This is a genomic window from bacterium, from assembly GCA_037128595.1.
Taxonomy (GTDB): Bacteria; Verrucomicrobiota; Kiritimatiellia; order CAIKKV01; family CAITUY01; genus JAABPW01.
Window position 1 is genome coordinate 33,117 of record JBAXWB010000028.1, and the last position, 17,117, is coordinate 50,233.

Below are 17,117 nucleotides of genomic sequence, written 5' to 3' on the forward strand. Positions count from 1 at the left end.
CGAATGCAGCTAATATAAGCAGTTTTCCCCATCATAATCGTAATCGTAATCTTAATCGTAATCTATTCTGGTCGGCTTGGTGGACGGCTGGAGAACAAGGATTATGATTAAGATTAAGATTACGATTAAGAATTGGGGGTTAGGATTGGACCAACTATGAAAACATTTCAACGAACACAGGTAGCGGCTCTTCTTGTTTTGAGTTTTGTCATGTTAGGCCGGGCCGAGGAACGCTACATGCGGTATCGCCTGCTCGAGCCGGCGATATCCTCAGTGGCATCGGTCTCGGCCCATTCGAACAGGGACTTACCCGACATGCATTTCTCCTGGGGCCGCAATGCGATGCCCGGTATGCTTTCCAATGGCGGGCTTTATATTCCGCCCGGCGTCTGGTCGCCCTGGCGGCGGCTGCCCTCCAGTCCCATGTGCGGTGACATCGGGATCACGCTCAAAGGCGCCGACCCGATTACACGTTGCAAGGTGGCGGTGCAGGTCGCCTCCTGGCCGGAAGAAAAGTACATCGCTCGGTCGATGACGATCGAAAGCACGACGGGGGCGCAGGTTGCCTTCACCCTGCCGCCCAGTATCTTGGAAACCCCGGATCTGATTGAAACCCTGCCTGAGACGTTTTTACGGCGTCGGCAAGTGGCGGATGCCGTGGCGGTGCCGGAGGACCTGCGGCCGAAATGGCTTAGATTTGGCGCGAGTCAAGTGGGGGGGGACTCCACGGTGGCCGATAGCGTGAACTTTGAGTTGGAAACGACACGGCGGCTGGGGTTGAACACCTGGTCAAAAAAATGGATCCCGGATCAGTATTTGGCTTTTGCCACAACGGGGGGCACACCGGAATGGGGGAAGACATTGAAGTATACCCCTGAAGAATGTGCCCGCCTGGCTTTTGTAAAGATGGAAGATGAGCCCAGCTGGCAAACCGGGTTCAGTCGCATGTGGGCTCAGACGGGCGAACAGGGTTTTCGTGATTATTTAAAGGAACAGGGTGCGACACCCGAATGGTTTGGGGTGAAGAGCTTCGATGAAATCCGGCATATCCGGCGCGATCAACCTGTCGCTGGGGATGCGCCAGCAGTGCAGAGGCGGCTTTGGTATTGGTCCTGCCGTTATACCTTTCTGGCAAGTAGCCAGTATTTTGCCAGTATCAATAAGGTGATTCAGGAGAACCTGGCGAATGTGCCGGTGTCCATCAATTATTCCGATCATCAGTCGGGTCTGATTGGTGGCGCCCTGGGTGGCCCCGGTAGTATTGATTGGTTCGAGGATGGGCGCCTCAATGCGGTTTCTCTGCACTGGACTGAAGACTGGATGTTTGGCCGGCTCACAAGCTGGGGTAATGGGATGTACCAGAAGGTTGCGTATTTTGCCGATCTCTTGCGAGGGGGTGCCCGGTATCAGGGAATCGGACCTAAGAGCGTTGGGTTTTATACGGTCTGTCTGGGTTGGGATCCCAAAGGAGTGGGGCTGTCTCGTGACATTCCCATGCGCGTCAATTTGCTGTTGAGTCAGGGCTGCAAGACCTTCTCCTACTTCAACTACGGGCCGACCACCGCCGCCACCTGTGATCTCTGGGCCGATTCCGCGCCGATCGCCCGCGGCGTCGCGGATACCGCCCGCATGGTTGGCGGAGCCAAAATCGAGCCGTATCTCTGGGCAGGGATGCCGGTCGATCCCCAGGTCTGCCTGATCTATAGCGTGGAGAATTTTTTCTGGCTTGAGACAGCCAAGACTCAGGATGACGAGTTTGAGCGGCAGCACCTCTACTGCATGCTGCAGCAGAATCAAATCCCGGTGGACATTATTGCCGGCCGGGACTTGAACCGGTTCGTTAATAATTACAAGGCGGCCTATGCGGTGGATACAATTCTAGTCAGGAAAGCGGCTGAAGATCTGAAGAAATGGGTTGAAGCGGGCGGGGTTCTGGCGCTCGGGCCGGAGGCGGCTACGAAGGATGAATATAACGAACCGCTGAGCGTGTTCGCCCCTGAGCCGGGCAAGACCCGGCTCGGCAAAGGCTGGGTGGTCCGGTTCAAGGAGCGGGAAGGGTCGCTTTGGTGGAAAAGCACCGTGGAGCTCTGTGGTGACACCGGTTGGGCCTCGTCATTCAACCGTGAACATGCGGACCTCGTGAGCCAGCCTGCGCTTGAACTGGCCAGGATCACCCGTCCGGTCACCGTGAATGTTCCGGGGATTGTGGCGGATCCGTTGGTGAGCACCAACGGGGTGGCGGTTCCCTTGGTTAACCTGCGCGGACTCAATGAGAAAGACGGGACCCGGATCTTGAACTTGAAAGTCACGCTTACGGATGGCAAGGGCATTGTCAAAGCCTGGTCGAGCCGCTGTGGGGAACTGCCCTTGCGCCATGAGGGTGGGGCCGTCGCCGTGGTTCTGCCGATTGAGTACGCCGATGTGTTGATTTTCGCAAAGGAGACCAAGCCGTAAAATGGAGTCAGCACCTCTAAGGACGCGGCGTCGACAGAGCGACGCCCTCCAAAAGACATTGTCGTGATAGTGGAGGGGATTTCAATGGAGGGCGTCGCTCTGTCGGCGCCGCATGGGCAGGGGATCAAATGATTTTATGAAAAGGAGTCGAGTGATGAAAATTAAAAAATGGCTTATGGTTTTGTTGGCAGTGGGGGCGGGAGTGGCGGGGATTCAAGAGTGCGGTGCGGTTGCGCTGCCCAAGGTGTTCAGCAGTCATATGGTGCTGCAACGCGGGATGGCGGTTCCCATTTGGGGGACGGCGGCGCCGAATGAGAGGGTAACCGTTGAGTTTTTTGGACAGAAAAAAGATACAATGGCGGATGCCCAGGGTAAATGGCGAGTCAAGCTGGATCCCATGACGGCCAGTGCCGAGCCTTGCGAACTCAAGGTTACCGGCAATCTTGAATCTAGAATCTCAAATCTTATATGCACGAACGTGCTCGTAGGCGAAGTCTGGTTGGGGTCAGGGCAGTCCAATATGGCGCTGCCGATCTCTTGTTTTACCAACCAGCCGTTCAATGATGCGATTCTGGCGAAGAATATGGCGGCGGGTCCCTATCCGCAAATCCGGCTGAAGGGCGGCTACCTCAGCAACTGGGAGGAAGCCACGCCGGCCAATCTCGGGCGCTTTTCCGCCATGGCCTTCAGCTTCGGGTTGCAGTTACAGAAAGAACTCAATGTCCCGGTCGGCTTGATCTCGTCGGCGTGCGAAGGGACGCCATCCGGCCTCTTTATTACGGCGGAAGCCCTTTCGAATGATGCGGCCTGTCAGGTGCAGATTGCGCAATATGCCGCAAGCAAGAAGTTTGATAATGCCGACCAGCCCTTGCAGGCCCACTATGCGGCGACGAACTACGACGAAGCCGTGATCAAGTTCCAGGAGGCGTCGAATGCCTGGGCGAAAGCCGCTGCGGCGGCCAAGTTGGCTGGGACAAAAGAAGAGCCGCGAAGGATCATGCCGCTGAAAGCAGGCGAGTGCAAGGGGGCCTATTGGCAGGAAACGATTGGCCGGGTTTATGAACATGCGATTCGTATCCCTCAGTTTGAGACGTTTGCCATCCGCGGCATCTTGTGGGATCAGGGCGAAAGTGGAACGGCCGTTGTCGGGGTTGATCAATACACCCTGATGGGCGCCTTGATCCGGAGTTGGCGTAAAGTGTGGGGACAGGGTGACTATCCCTTTATCTATTTTGAGAAACCGAGCGGCGGGGGATGCGCGTGGGATACGAATGATCTGGTGACCTGCAAGAGCGACACGTTCCAGGAACTTCCCGCTGTGGTTCCCAACGATGGTCAAACCCGTGAGCAATACCTGCGTATCATGAACTATTCTAACACGTTCATGGTCACGAGCAGTGATATGGGCGGAAGCAGCCATCCGTCCAATAAGTCGGGCTATGGCGTCAGGGCCGCGCGGGTCGCGCTGGGTGCGGTTTACGGGCGGGGCGGCGAAATCTATGGGCCGATTTACAAGTCCCATAAGATTAAAGGGAACAAGGTGATCATCCGCTATTCCCATATCGGCAAGGGTCTGGCCTTTAAGAACGGCCAGAAGCTACAGGGGTTCGCCTTGTCCGGCGAGGGGGCCAGTTCGAACGCCGCCGGCCGGGCGTTTGTGTGGGCTGATGCCGTTATTGATGGAGATACGGTTGTGGTCTCAAGCGACAAGATCCCCAAGCCGATGGCGGTGCGTTATGCCTGGGCCAGCAGTCATCCCTGGGCGAATCTGTTTAACAAAGATGGGCTTCCGGCCCTGCCGTTTCGTGTGGACGATTTGCACTGAGACTGGGGGATACGTGATTTCGACAGAATGAACAAAATAAACAAAATAAGAAGGAGTCGAGTGATGAAGTTGAAACCATGGTTTGGGTTTTTGTTGGCAGTGGCTACGGGGGGCTTGCTTTCCCTATGCCAGGTGACGCAGGCACAGGTGGTGCTCGTCAAAGAGGGGAAGCCTCTGGCCCGGATCTACGCCGGGTCAATGAATGCCATGGCGGTCCAGGAACTGAACTACCATCTTGAAAAGATGGCCGGTGCCACCCTGGAGGTTGTGACCAATGCCAGTGAGGTGATACGTGGTCCCGCCCTGGTGTTGGGCGATCGGGCGAAGACACTGGGTTGCGTTCCCCGGAAGACCTGTGAGTCCCTGGAAGGGTACCGTATCCAGGTCACGAAGAATCAGGTGCTGATCGGTGGCGAAAGCGATGACGCCGTGCTCCTGGGCGTGTACAGCCTCCTTGAGAAACTCGGTTGCGACTGGGTGATGCCGGGCGCCATGGGCGAGATCATTCCCCGTCAGAGCACGGTGAGCGTTCCCGCTATGGATGAGTCGTCCGCTCCCGATTTCTCGATGCGCCGGCTCTGGTACCGTGGCTATCCGCAGCCACGCCTTCCTCTGGAAAAGGCGAATTTCAGTCAATGGCTGCAACGGCAGAAGGGGGGGGCCTGGTCCCATCCTGCGGCTGGCGCGGCCGGCCATGTGTGGGATGCGTTCATTAAAAAGCATAAAGTGGAGATCGAAAAGGATCCGACCATGCTGGCGCTGGTGCGGGCTTCGGACGGAACCCTTCAGCGCCGGGGGCCCCAATTGGAATCCACTCATCCCCGGGTGATTGAACTGTTCGTCCAGGATATCAAGGACGCCTATCGTAAAAACATTGCAGCGGGTAAATGGACCCGGGATTCCGTGGGCGCCTTTGGGATCGGACCTGCTGACGGGCTTGATTATTCCCTGTCGGCCGAGTCGGTGGCGGCGGGGGCGGGGCGTGTGGATCCGGTGGTGGGTGAGCTGGATCGGACTGATGAGCTGGTGCTGATGGGCAACCGGATCCTGGCCGAGGTGCACAAGGAGTATCCCAATGCCTATGTGGGCTTTTATTCCTACTCCACGCATGCGGATTACCCGGCCCGCTACAAACCCGATTCCAAGATGGTGGCGATTTTTGCCCCCATCAATTACTCCCGGTTCCACGGGGTGTTGGATCCGAACTCCAAGACCCAGCGGTATTACCGGGATGTCGTGGAGCAGTGGGGCAAGCTCGCGCGTGAACAGGGCAATGTCCTGATCTACCGCGGGTATAATTGGAATTTGGCCGAGAACATGCTGCCCTATAGCAAGGTGCGGATCTGGGGTGAAGAACTGCCCTTCTACAAAGCCAATGGCGTGGTTGGACTCACGGTCGAAGCCACCAAGGCCTGGTCCATTAACGGCGCATCCGACTATATCTTCATGAAGCTGGCGTGGGATACCTCCCGCGACTGGAAGCAGGTGCTGCATACCTATTGTGAAAAATCATTTGGAAGCGGTGCGCCGGCCATGGAACGCTATTTCCTGCGGCTGATCGAGACGCAGCACGCCGCCGGGCAGGAAGCCGGTTCCTTCAGTGCCTTCCCGCTGATTTTCAACGAGGAGTGGGTCAAGACCAGTCAGAAGGATCTGGCTGAAGCCCTCAAGATTGCCCGTACGCCGGAGGACAAGACCCGCATTGAGTATGTGGGGTATGGCGTGGAAGCACTCCGGCTTTACCAGGCCTACTACCAGACGACGTTGGACTTCGATCTGACGGCGGCCAAAACCGCCTACGAGGCCATGGGCGCGCACTGGGCTAAGACTTACCAGGTCAATACCGAACTGGTGGCTAATGAGGTGCCCGAATATCTCAAGCGCTTTATTTTGAATTTTGTGGAGCAGGGATTGAAATACGCGAGCACTCCGTACCGGATGATCTATAAACTGCCGGACGCCCTCCCCACGATGTTCGATCCGAACGAGGTGGGGCACCGGATGAATTACTTCGAGCCTTCCGTCAATGATTCCGGTTGTATCCGGACCAAGACCTATTCCTCGACCTGGGATGCCCAGGGGTTGTCGGGGCTCCGCGCTGGCGCCGTCTGGTACCGGGTTCATTTCGCCCTCCCGGTTGACGCGAAGAGCCAGCCGATCGGACTGTTTGTCGGGGGGGTGGAGGATGAAGCCCGGGTGTGGCTCAATGGCAAATTTGTGGGGACCTCCGGCCGGGCCTTCAGCAAGCCCTCGGTGTTCGATCTGACGGAGGATGTAAAACAGGAGGGCGACAACCTCCTGGCGATTGAAGTGGTTCGCAATTCCAAGGCCAATGAGATCGGTTTGGGCGGCCTGATCCGGCCCGCCTTCCTCTTTGCCGGCCCGCGACTTGAGAAAAAAGCGGCAGGGAGCGTGGAAATCCGCCGTGTTTTGCCGGGTGGTGAACTGGGTGAAGTGATCAAACCTTGATTCTAAATGTGCGGGTATATAGAAAGTTAGCGAAGCGAACAGTGAATCTTTGGCTGATTTATACGAAGTTCGCACCAGCATCCTGAAGCGGGCAGTCACGCGGAATGTCGATCGTATCCCTGAAGATTTCATGTTTTTGCTCGATATGAACGAGCTTGCAACTTTGAGGTGCCAATTTGGCACCTCAAAACTGATCCACGTGGCGGTACTCATGGACGAAACAAGGGGGGACAAATCAGAGCGGCCACAGGTGGCAGCCGTCGTCCTCCGCCTACGGTACTCCGGCGGACATGTCGGCGGCTGATTGACGGCCAGAGCGTAGAATCGTCCGTCGTTCGACATCGCTCACGGCAGGCCGAGGGAAAAGAGTTATGCTCTCTTTATTGTCAAAATGGAGTTTCTGGATTTGTGCAACCCGAAGACAAGCAACGCGCATTGCGAAAGATGTTTAGTTTATTGTTGACTGTGCCTGAGAAATAGTGTCCAATATTACCGTTCGTTAAGCTGAAATCGTGATAAGCGGGCGAGTCGGTAAACAGAAGGGGAGTTAAAGATGAATACGCAAATGAGGGTTGAGTTTGTGAGGGGCTTGCGGATGAGGAGAGTAGTCCCAGTGTTGGTGCTGGCCGGGTTTCTGGCGGCATTTGCGGGATCGGCTCAGGCGGCTACCGCCACATGGACTAACACCGCCAACAACAGCAGCGGCTACTGGACCAATGGCCTCCTCTGGAACCAATCAGTGGGTAACTACCCCGGCAGCGGTGCTGCGGGTGAGACGGCCTACCTGACGTCAAACATTGCAAACACCTACACCTGCATTCTCGACTCCACTCTTACCTACCCCCTGAACGCGCTATCGCTTAGTAATGCCAATGCCGCTGGACAGGCGTGGCTGATCCTGACTAACGCGACGCTCGGCGCATCCACCGTGACCCTGAATAATGGCGGCCGGCTGCAGATTGACAACAATGGTGTTCTGACCAATGTCAACACCCTAACATGGACCGGCACCAACGGCGTGGTCTATTTGAACAATGGCGGCAAACTGTTCTCGACCAACGACGTTTCCATTAGCACGGCCAGCATGCAGGCTCTGGTCACCGGCACGGGCGGGATATGGGATCTGGGTGGCAAGAATTCATACGTTGGTTTGACTGTATCAACTGCTTCACTGCTCATGGCTGGCGTGACCTTGACCAATGTGAATCAATTTGCAGTTGGCTATAATGGTGTAGCCCAGATCAACAATAACGCCGTGCTTACCACTGGAGCCAGATTGTTCTCGAAGAGTGGTGTTGTGAGTTCGCAGAATGCTAATGGCAACGCCGGCACGAGCAATACCATTACAGTAACAGACAACTCTCTGTGGAATCTTGGTTCGGGCAGTTTGACGATTGGCTACGCCTGGAGTGGATCGGGGAGCACCTTGGCGAGTAATAGCCTTGTATGGGTGGATGCAGGTGGCGTCATCACGAATATGGGTGCCATCAACATTAGCGGCAATAGCGGCACCCCAGGGGTTGGTGGTTGGGGTACTGTGACCGGTAGCCGACTGGTGGTCGCTAGTGGTGGTAAATTATTCGGTACGGGAAGTAGCGTGACCGTAAATGGTTATTCCGCCGGTAATGGGATGGTGATCGATGGCGGAGGCGTGACCGGAGGTGCTGTGGCGACCAATCTCGGAGCAGTTGCGATTGGTAATAACGGTTCAGCAGGCAGTTACCTGAGCGTTACCAACGGCGGCCAACTCTTCAGTGGTGGTGGTGACGCGGTGATCGGCGGCTCTTTGAACCAATGCCTGGTTGTCGGTAGCCCGACGGCGCTTTCACGGTGGGATCTTGGAGGCTCTAATTTATTTTTTGGCTTTTTCGGCTCATCCAACTCGTTGCGCATTGACGGAGGGATTGTGACCAATGTGAATCAATTTACCGTTGGGTATAGTGGGTTACCTGTAGTGAACAACACCGCTGTGTTTACTAACGGGGCCAAAGTGTTTTCCAAAAGCGGATATGTAGGTTTGATGCTTGCGAACGCTAACTCCGGCACGAGCAACAGCGTCACGATGACGGCCAACTCGCTGTGGGATCTTGGTGCGGGTAGCCTGACGATTGGGAAAGCCTCAAGCGGGGCAGGGAGTGCCAGTGTGCGAAGTAGTCTTGTTTGGGTGGATACCGGCAGTGTGCTCACGAATGTGGGTGCCATCAGTATTGGTCATGGTGCCGGCGGTCAATCAGGCGTGGCGGAAAGCAATCGTCTGGTGATCGCCAGTGGCGGCAAATTATTCGGCACAGGCAGCAATCTGGTGATCGGCGCCAGCACCGGTAACGGGATGGTGATCGATGGCGGCATGGCAGTCAATCTCGGAGCAATATCGACTGCCGCTAACGCGGTTGACAGTTACCTGACTGTAATCAACGGTGGCCTCGTGGAAGCCACGAGCCTGACTTTCGGCGGCACGGTCAACAACAACGTCATCAGCAACTCCGGAGGAATCTACCAGTTTACCACGAATACGCCCGTGATTTCGGCGGCCAGTGGTAGCAGTTCCGTTGCCATCAACGGCGGCACGATCGCGTTCCGCAATGTGACGGGTGTGAATGTGAAGACCAACTGGAGCGGCACGTCACTGGCAAGGATGTTGTTCACCGGGACAAATGCCTTTCGCTTGAACGCCGCGACCAATGCGACGACGGGTCAGGATTACACGTTCGCGGCAGGCCTGGGGGCAACGAACTATGCGAGGCTGGAACTGTTGAACGGGTCGCTCTACCGCGGCGGCAACGTGACCATCGGGACCAACGGGACGCTGCTGGTGTCCAATGGCGTCAGCACGATCAATGGGGCGCTGTCGTTTGTGTCGAATTCGACCTTGAGCGTTGACGTCAGTTCCTCGAGCGGGTTCGGTTATCTCGTGGCGACCAACGTGAACCTCAATGGCTGCACATTGAATCTCAATCTGGGGTCTCCGCCGGTGCTCGATACGCCGTTCATGATCATCAGTAATACCAGCGCGGGAACGATCTCGGGCCAGTTTTCCTCCGGCAGCCGGTATATGGCGACGATCAACAACACGAACTATATTGTCAGCATCAGCACGGCGAGCGGAAACGGGGTGGTGGTTTCCACAAGATTACGAACGCTCGGAACCAGTCTGATCATTCAGTAGCAACGGCTGAACGGGGTGTCGGTTGGCGGACTGAATGCGGAGGACAACACAATGGACTTGATACAAAAGATTAGGGGCTTTACGGGATGGGTTGTTGTGGGGTTGTGCGGGGTGACGTCCAGCATGGCCGCCCCGGTGCCCCAGACAATCCCGTTCAGCAATGGGTTTGAATACGCTCATGGGACACAGGTATCCTCGCTGACCAATGTCGGCTGGGATGCGTCCAGTGCGTTGGTGGTCGTGCAAACCAATGTGTTCACCAACGGGGTGGCGGCGGCGGAAATTCCGGCGACGACGATGCTGTCAAATGCCATCGTCGTGGCCGCCCAGACGAATGTGTGGACCGACTGTTATCTGCGTATGGAGCCGTTTTTCGACTTGAGTACCCCAAGTGTTAACAGTAATGCCGTGGCGCAAGTCAAACTGGACAGTACGGGGTATCTGCTGGCGTATGACCGCACGAACGGCTGGCTGACCCTCAGCAACACCACGTGGGGGGCGCCCGTGACGGCGGTGGCCGATGGGCAGTGGGTACGGGTCACCGTCTTTCAGAACTACGTCAATCAGCAGTGCGCGGTGTTTTTGAACGGCCTGTTGCTCAAGGAACGCTTGCCATTCGTCAGCAATGTCACCGCCTGTTCATCCTTCCAAGTTGAGGGGGGCAGTATGACGAGTTCGTATCTGGACGACTTCGGGATCAGCCGGACGAATTCGGCAACCCTGTCGAACGACTGGAATACGGACGGCCTTACGGATGCCAGTGAAATCGGCACCTACGGCTATCTGGCCTTTACGCTCCAAGTCGGTTCCAGCCAGACCTACACCACGATCCAATCGGCCGTGGAGGCGGCCCTGCCCCGCTATACGGTGAATGTGGCGGCGGGAACCTACAACGAAAGCGTGAGCCTCGTGCAAAGTCTGGCGAGCCTGACCGGCGGGGCGTTCACGATCAATGGTGCGCTCAGCATTGGCGCGGGGGCCGTGGTGAATACCCGCGGGCTGACCTGCGGCACCCTGAGCGTGTCCAATGCCGCACACCTGACCGTGGCCGGGGCGTTGGTGGCGACGCATCTGACCATCGCGGCGGGCGGGTCGCTTGTCATTACGAACGGCTCGTTACAGGCCGACGGCCTTGTGATGTCGGGGTCCTTCACGGTGGATGAGCGGTGGGGTCAGCAGGCGCGTTCGACGCTGACCTTTCAGGATAACTTCGATACCTATCAGGTGGGGACGCCGCTGTCGGCGCTGGGCTTCCGCGGCTGGGGGGCTTCCGACAGCCGGGTGGTGGTGGAGACGAACCGGGCCAATAGTGTTTCGAACGGGGTCGATATCGGCTTTGGCATGGTCTTATCCAACCGGGTGGATGCGGGCGCTGCGACGCAAGTGTGGACCGACTTCAGGGGTATTCTCTGCTACGACCTCCTTGATGATCCCCGGAGCGTCGAATCGGGCGCGGCGTTCATGATGGTGGTATCGAGTAATGGTTACTTGAATCTATACAACCGGGTCAGTGAGAGCTGGGAGGAATGCAGGTCTAATGTCTGGAAGCAGCCGGTGGCACCGTTGGTGAACGGGCAGTGGACCCGCATCAGTGTGAACAACAACTATGCCACCAAGGAATGCGCGGTGTTCCTGAACGGGGTCCTGGTGCGGCAGAAACTGCCCTTCATCAATACGACGCTCACCCATTATGCCTCGGTGTTGCTGCTGAATGATGAGACGAATGCGGCCTGTTTGGATGATATTTACATCGGTGCCGTGTATCCGACTTCCCTGAACAGTGATTCCAATCAAAATGGTGTGGCCGATGCGCAAGAGATCCAGATGGGAATTGATATCCTCACCACCGGTAGCGTGTACCTGATCCGGTAACCCGCGGATAAGACGACGGCTCAACCGAAGATACGTCCCGGAAAACGCATTGCAACAGGCGTTGCATTATGCTTACATTGCATTGTTGCAACATTGCATCGGGCATAAATCTTCAACCAAAAGGCTGGGTTAAATATGGTAAAACAGAGCGAAATTGCAAAAAAGGCGGGAGTGTCCTTGGCTACGGTCTCCCTAGCGCTCAACAATCATCCGCGGGTTTCCGCCCGAACCCGGCAAAAGGTCATGGAAGTCGCCAGTAAATTTGGTTATGTGCCCAACCATGCGGCGCGTAAGCTGGCCCAGCGCCGGTTTGGCGATGGGGAGGCGCGCGGGTTGGATCGTATCGTCTTTGTCATCGTGGAAGACGTACGTGGGCCTGAGATTGCCGCTCCCTATCTGGCGATGCTGAAAGGAGCTGAATACAATATTTCCGGTAAAGGGGGAATGTTGACCTTTCTGCGTTGTGATCATGAGTCACGGCGCCAGAAGCTGACGGCCTTGGCGCATTCGGGTGAAGTCGATGGCTGGTTGCTGGTGGGGCGGGTGGATGATGAGATCGTGCGCATTGTGAAATCCCTGGGACGCCCTTTTGTTGTCCTGGGTGACCACCAGTGCACGGAGCCCGTCAATAGCGTGGTGGTGGATGACCAGGCGGTGGGGCGGATGGCGGTACAGCATCTGGTGGCGGCTGGTCATAAACGTATCGGCTTCATGGGGGGGAGTATGCATTTTGAATACCAGCGCGGCGTGTTGGCCGGTTTTGAGCGGGCCATAAAAGACATGGGCTTGGAGGCCGATCCCAAACTGATCGAGACCACCTTAAGTCGACCCGAGGATATGGACATCACTGCAATGTTTGAGCATTTGCAGCACCTGACCCCGCCGCCCACTGCGATCTTCCTCGCCGAGCCGAAATTCGGGAGGATGGCGATATTTGTCTCCCGGCATTCGGGAAATAAGGCCATGCAAGCCATGACATTTGTGGCATACGAAATTGAAGACTTTTCCGCCGTTGACCAGCGTTTGGATGTCATTGAGTCGCCCCTTTCCGAGGTTGGCCGGGCAGGCGTTGCGTTGCTGAGGGAAGTCACGGAAGAGAAAAATATCCAGTCTCGGCGCATCCTGATCACGCCTCGCTTGCGATTGAAGCAGGAATAGGGTAGTCCCTTAGGGCATTAATCAATCGCGTTTCGGTCAGGATTCGGAGCGGAAAAGAATTTTTGACAGAATGAACAGAATGATCAAAATGGTGAGTACTCGACGGGTTTATTTTGTAAATTTTGTGCATTCTGTCAAAAATATTGGTTCCGGCTATGCTGGGTTAGGGTTTAATCAGTAAACGTCTGAGGAGAGTTTCATGACTAAGTTGGATACCCGTTGGATTCAGCGGCTCAATCATTTCGCCAAAGCTTTTTTACAATTGAAAGAAGCGGTTGAACTGGCGAAACAACGTCCCTTGTCTAAGCTCGAAGGGCAGGGGCTGATACAGGCCTTCGAATATACGCATGAACTGGCATGGAATACCTTGAAAGATTTTTTTGAGAGCCGTGAGGTCCGCAATCTGTATGGGTCAAAAGATACGACGCGTGAGGCTTTCAAGGCCGGCTTGATTGAAAACGGGGAAGCTTGGATGGACATGATTCAAAGCCGCAATTTGACCTCGCATACCTATGACGAAGCCACAGCGGATCAGATTATTTCAGCCATTCTAAATATCTATTTCGAGGAATTCAAGGCACTGGAAGTCAAGTTAGGGGAAATCAAACAGGAAGAAATGGCGTGAAATACGGCCTGAAAGACAACATCATCCAATTAATCTGTGATGTTTTTTCCACGTTCCCGCAAGTTGAAAAAGCCGTTCTGTATGGTTCTCGAGCCAAAGGGAATTTCAAGAATGGCTCGGATATTGATCTGACCCTCCAGGGCGGGGAAGCCCTGACACTGAATATCCTCGGTGACATCATGGACGCACTTGATGAACTGCACCTGCCTTATTCTTTCGATGTGTCGCTCTTCCGCGATATCAGCGATGCCGATCTCCTTGAACATATCCAGCGCATGGGCATCACTTTTTATGAGAAGCCAAGCGCCTGAATCCTGTTACCGTGTCCGGTAACGGGCGCATATGAGCTCAGTAGGGGTTTTCAGTGCCTCAAATGAAGGCGAAGATAAAAGATTTACCACGGAGACACGGAGACTCAGAGACAGAAAATACAATGTGGCGTTTATTTCGTCCACGGGAATACCGTGGCCAAAATAAACGCCACGGTTTCGTGGAGGAGGAAACAGCCAGAAGGAGGAGAGGTATTGTTTGTTGTCCCATCTCCTCTTTCTCCTGGAATTACTCCCGGAGAGGTGTTTAGCGATTTTTTCAAATGGTGTACTCGCCATTTGGAAAAATCGCTAAACATTTTCTTCTCTTTCTGCTTCCTCTCTGTGTCTCCGTGTCTCCGTGGTAAATCTTTCCCGTTTTACTGTGGGCCTGTGAATAAGCCCTACTGAAGTCACATGCGCCCTCCGGTAACCTTTATTGAAGTTTGATTTGTGACTCGAATGTGGTACCGTAATAGGTACACAGAGGAGGGCGTTAGCGATGAAGTTTATGACTGTACGCGAGTTTCGAGGGAATACGGGTTCCGTTCGGGCAAGTTTGGAGCGGGAGGAAGAGGTCGTGTTGACGGCAGGCGGTCAACCTTATGCCCTTGTCTCCCTTGTGCATCCCGAGTCGTTTGATCGGGAATTGTCGGCGATCCGCCGGGCACGGGCACAGGTGGCGTTGGATGTGGCACAGGCTTCAGCGAAAACGGCGGGAACGGACCGGATGACCATGCCGGAAATTGATGCCGTCATCAAGGATGTCCGTCGCGTGAGGGTCGTTCATTGAGAGTCGTGCTTGACACGAATGTCCTCGTTTCAGCCTTGTTGACAGAGGGGGGAACCTGCTCAACCCTCCTCCGGGCGGTGTTGGCTGGACGAATTGAAGTATGTGCGGATGATCGGATTCTCGCCGAATATGAGAGGGTTTGTCACGAGCCCCGTCTCGGCCTCGATTCTCATGCCACCCATACCATTCTGGCTTGTATTCGCGAGATCATGGTTTTTATTAACGCCAGGCCCTTGAGTGTAATCCTTCCCGATATCGATGACCTCCCTTTCTTGGAAGTCGCGGACACCGCTGGCGCTTTTTTGGTGACAGGGAATAAGAAGCATTTTCCACCTGAGCGGTGCGGTTCTGTTGCCGTGCTTTCTCCCGCTGAATTCCTGACCCTGTTGAGGTCTGCTGCAATTCCTGAATGACCATGCGGTTTGTCAATGGCAAATGGCTTATACTTCCAATATTATGCGCATTGCATTATGTGTATTATATTTGACCTTGAGCGCCTTTAAAGTTATCGTTCTTAACAAACGAAGCGTATCAGGCAAGATTCCGTATAGATCGAGATGAAAAAATGAACAGTCAAAACGGCACCCGTGAAAAAAAAATCTTATCTGGATTCTGGGACGGCGAGTTGAAACTGAACTCAGCGATTGACGTCGCGTCGCCGGAAACTATTAGCAAGCCTTTTTATGTCCCGCTTTCCTGGAACATGCAGACGAAAGAGTTGGAATGGCCGTCGGACCAGCAGGAACTTTCCGCCATTACCCGTCCCTTGCAAAATCAGAATTTCAGGGACAGAGCACGAAAATTCTCTGAAGGCGAGATCACCTATAGCAAAAGGATCATGCTGCACAAGAAGCCCGGCCTGCGTGAATTTATCGTGTTTGAAGGAAGTAACTACAAAACAACGGTATCCATCAATGGGGTCAAAGTCGGCGAGAACCGGAATGGGCATCTTAAGTTTGAGTTTGATATCAGCGATTTCACGGTTGATGGGGAAAATTCATTCGTCATGACCGTGGATAACCACCGGGATAAGGACGGTTGCCCACAGGAACAATTCAACTGGAAGAATTACGGCGGGATTCACCGTCCTTTCTACATCGAATACCGGTCTGATCTCTTTATCCGGGATTATCGGGTGGTGCCGGGCCGGGAGAACGGCAAATGGTTTGCAGATATAACGGTCACCCTCAATCAGAAGGCGGACTGTACACTGGGTGTTGAACTGATTTCCGGGGCTGAAAAGAAAACAGACGAAATCAACTTTGCGGGTACGGATAAGGCTGCGACCAGGATTTTTTGCGACAACCCGGTCGTTTGGCGCCCGGGCGAGGGGCTGCTTTCGGAAATTTCCTTAACCCTATCCCGTAAAGATCAGGTGATCGATCGTGCCCATGATGCCTTCGGCTTCAGGACGGTCGAAACCCTGGGCCGCGATATTCTCATCAACGGGAAGAAATTTAAAATCCTGGGGGCCTCCTTTCATGAGCAGCATCCGACTTTCGGGAACAGTGTGCCCGGCTGGCAGTGGATCAATGATCTCAAACTCCTGAAGCATTGCGGGTTGAATGCCGTTCGCGCCGCACATTATCCCTACTCGCGGGAATTTTATGCCGCCTGTGACCGGGAGGGTATTGTCTGTCTTGCCGAACTCCCCTGCTGGCAATTCAATCATTACCACTTTGGAAACGCCGGCGTTCTGAAGCATTGTTCTACGTATGCCGCCTCCATGGTCCAGCAACTGGGCAATCATCCGTCCATCATTGGCTGGAACATCCAGAATGAGTCGGCCACGTTCGATCCCCTTGCTGTTAACTTTTTCCGGACAATCAATGACGTCTTCAAGCAAAACGATCCGTCCCGCTTGACATTGTCTGCCGAGAGTCCGGAACCGCCCGAACACCTGGCCGTCGTCAAAAAAGTGAAAGGAACGCCCACGGGCGAAGCGCCGCCAACCTCCGCTTTCATTGATGTGTTCGGGGTGAATAATTATGCGGCCTGGTATGGGGAGAAAGCCTCTTATCTCCCGCAACTGCTGGACCATTTTGCCGGAAAAATCAAGGATAAGCCGATCATCGTATCCGAGTTCGGGGCGGAGGCCAGTGCGGGCGTACGATCCCTTTCCATGCCCCATTATTCAGAGGATTTCCAGGCTGAGCTGTTGTGCCGTCAAATAAAAGAGATTTTAAAGAGGGATTTCATGGCCGGGTTCTTCATCTGGATTTTCTTTGATTATGAATGCTCGTCCATTTCCATCTCCGGGGTGAACGCGAAGGGAATCGTGGATTCCTATCGGAACCCGAAGCTGGCGTTCAACATGATCAAAAATGTTTTGACGCCTTAGTGGAGTCCCCAGCCGGTAGCCGGGTAATTCATGGAAGAAACCGTGTGGGAAAATTAGAGCGGAGCACAGGTGGCAGCCGACGTCCCCGGCGGCTGATTAACAGCCA

12 protein-coding genes are annotated in these 17,117 nt (G+C 54.9%); all 12 read left to right on the forward strand.

What is annotated here, in order from left to right; genetic code table 11:
- Nucleotides 1–156 precede the first annotated feature (156 nt).
- The 12 genes from WCS52_15555 (at nt 157) to WCS52_15610 (ending at nt 17,011) form a co-directional block, all read left to right on the forward strand.
- Nucleotides 157–2,454 carry a hypothetical protein gene (locus WCS52_15555; GenBank protein ID MEI6168599.1) on the forward strand — a complete coding sequence of 766 codons (2,298 nt, stop codon included), beginning with the start codon at nt 157–159 and terminating at the stop codon, nt 2,452–2,454.
- 154 nt (nt 2,455–2,608) lie between these two features.
- Nucleotides 2,609–4,279 (forward strand): sialate O-acetylesterase, encoded by a 1,671-nt coding sequence (locus tag WCS52_15560; protein ID MEI6168600.1) that lies wholly within the window; start codon nt 2,609–2,611, stop codon nt 4,277–4,279.
- Nucleotides 4,280–4,342: 63 nt separating this feature from the next.
- Entirely contained in the window at nt 4,343–6,748 is a 2,406-nt protein-coding gene (locus WCS52_15565; protein MEI6168601.1) for a DUF4838 domain-containing protein, read from the forward strand.
- Nucleotides 6,749–6,797: 49 nt separating this feature from the next.
- Complete coding sequence (locus tag WCS52_15570; protein MEI6168602.1) at nt 6,798–7,052, forward strand: ORF6N domain-containing protein; 255 nt, start codon at nt 6,798–6,800, stop codon at nt 7,050–7,052.
- A gap of 249 nt (nt 7,053–7,301) precedes the next feature.
- The gene (locus WCS52_15575) at nt 7,302–9,914 is read left to right on the forward strand and encodes a hypothetical protein (protein ID MEI6168603.1); all 2,613 of its coding nucleotides are present in this window, start codon (nt 7,302–7,304) and stop codon (nt 9,912–9,914) included.
- A gap of 51 nt (nt 9,915–9,965) precedes the next feature.
- On the forward strand, nt 9,966–11,786 hold the full coding sequence (locus WCS52_15580) for a hypothetical protein (GenBank protein MEI6168604.1): 1,821 nt from the start codon (nt 9,966–9,968) through the stop codon (nt 11,784–11,786).
- A 135-nt stretch (nt 11,787–11,921) separates the two neighbouring features.
- Nucleotides 11,922–12,944 carry a LacI family DNA-binding transcriptional regulator gene (locus tag WCS52_15585; GenBank protein MEI6168605.1) on the forward strand — a complete coding sequence of 341 codons (1,023 nt, stop codon included), beginning with the start codon at nt 11,922–11,924 and terminating at the stop codon, nt 12,942–12,944.
- Between the two features lie 199 nt (nt 12,945–13,143).
- On the forward strand, nt 13,144–13,569 hold the full coding sequence (locus tag WCS52_15590) for a nucleotidyltransferase substrate binding protein (protein ID MEI6168606.1): 426 nt from the start codon (nt 13,144–13,146) through the stop codon (nt 13,567–13,569).
- On the forward strand, nt 13,566–13,880 hold the full coding sequence (locus WCS52_15595) for a nucleotidyltransferase domain-containing protein (GenBank protein MEI6168607.1): 315 nt from the start codon (nt 13,566–13,568) through the stop codon (nt 13,878–13,880). Before WCS52_15590 ends, WCS52_15595 begins: the two co-directional genes overlap by 4 nt.
- A 499-nt stretch (nt 13,881–14,379) precedes the next feature.
- Nucleotides 14,380–14,670 carry a hypothetical protein gene (locus WCS52_15600; protein MEI6168608.1) on the forward strand — a complete coding sequence of 97 codons (291 nt, stop codon included), beginning with the start codon at nt 14,380–14,382 and terminating at the stop codon, nt 14,668–14,670.
- Between the two features lie 5 nt (nt 14,671–14,675).
- Complete coding sequence (locus tag WCS52_15605) at nt 14,676–15,083, forward strand: putative toxin-antitoxin system toxin component, PIN family (GenBank protein MEI6168609.1); 408 nt, start codon at nt 14,676–14,678, stop codon at nt 15,081–15,083.
- 152 nt (nt 15,084–15,235) lie between these two features.
- Complete coding sequence (locus WCS52_15610) at nt 15,236–17,011, forward strand: glycoside hydrolase family 2 TIM barrel-domain containing protein (protein MEI6168610.1); 1,776 nt, start codon at nt 15,236–15,238, stop codon at nt 17,009–17,011.
- The last annotated feature ends 106 nt before the right edge of the window (nt 17,012–17,117 follow it).

What these genes read in the sequence shown, in the direction of transcription:
- WCS52_15555 (MEI6168599.1), top strand. Translation starts at nt 157, where the DNA reads ATGAAAACATTTCAACGAACACAGGTAGCGGCTCTTCTTGTTTTGAGT.
- WCS52_15590 (MEI6168606.1), top strand. Translation starts at nt 13,144, where the DNA reads ATGACTAAGTTGGATACCCGTTGGATTCAGCGGCTCAATCATTTCGCC.
- WCS52_15610 (MEI6168610.1), top strand. Translation starts at nt 15,236, where the DNA reads ATGAACAGTCAAAACGGCACCCGTGAAAAAAAAATCTTATCTGGATTC.
- WCS52_15585 (MEI6168605.1), top strand. Translation starts at nt 11,922, where the DNA reads ATGGTAAAACAGAGCGAAATTGCAAAAAAGGCGGGAGTGTCCTTGGCT.
- WCS52_15560 (MEI6168600.1), top strand. Translation starts at nt 2,609, where the DNA reads ATGAAAATTAAAAAATGGCTTATGGTTTTGTTGGCAGTGGGGGCGGGA.
- WCS52_15575 (MEI6168603.1), top strand. Translation starts at nt 7,302, where the DNA reads ATGAATACGCAAATGAGGGTTGAGTTTGTGAGGGGCTTGCGGATGAGG.
- WCS52_15565 (MEI6168601.1), top strand. Translation starts at nt 4,343, where the DNA reads ATGAAGTTGAAACCATGGTTTGGGTTTTTGTTGGCAGTGGCTACGGGG.
- WCS52_15580 (MEI6168604.1), top strand. Translation starts at nt 9,966, where the DNA reads ATGGACTTGATACAAAAGATTAGGGGCTTTACGGGATGGGTTGTTGTG.
- WCS52_15600 (MEI6168608.1), top strand. Translation starts at nt 14,380, where the DNA reads ATGAAGTTTATGACTGTACGCGAGTTTCGAGGGAATACGGGTTCCGTT.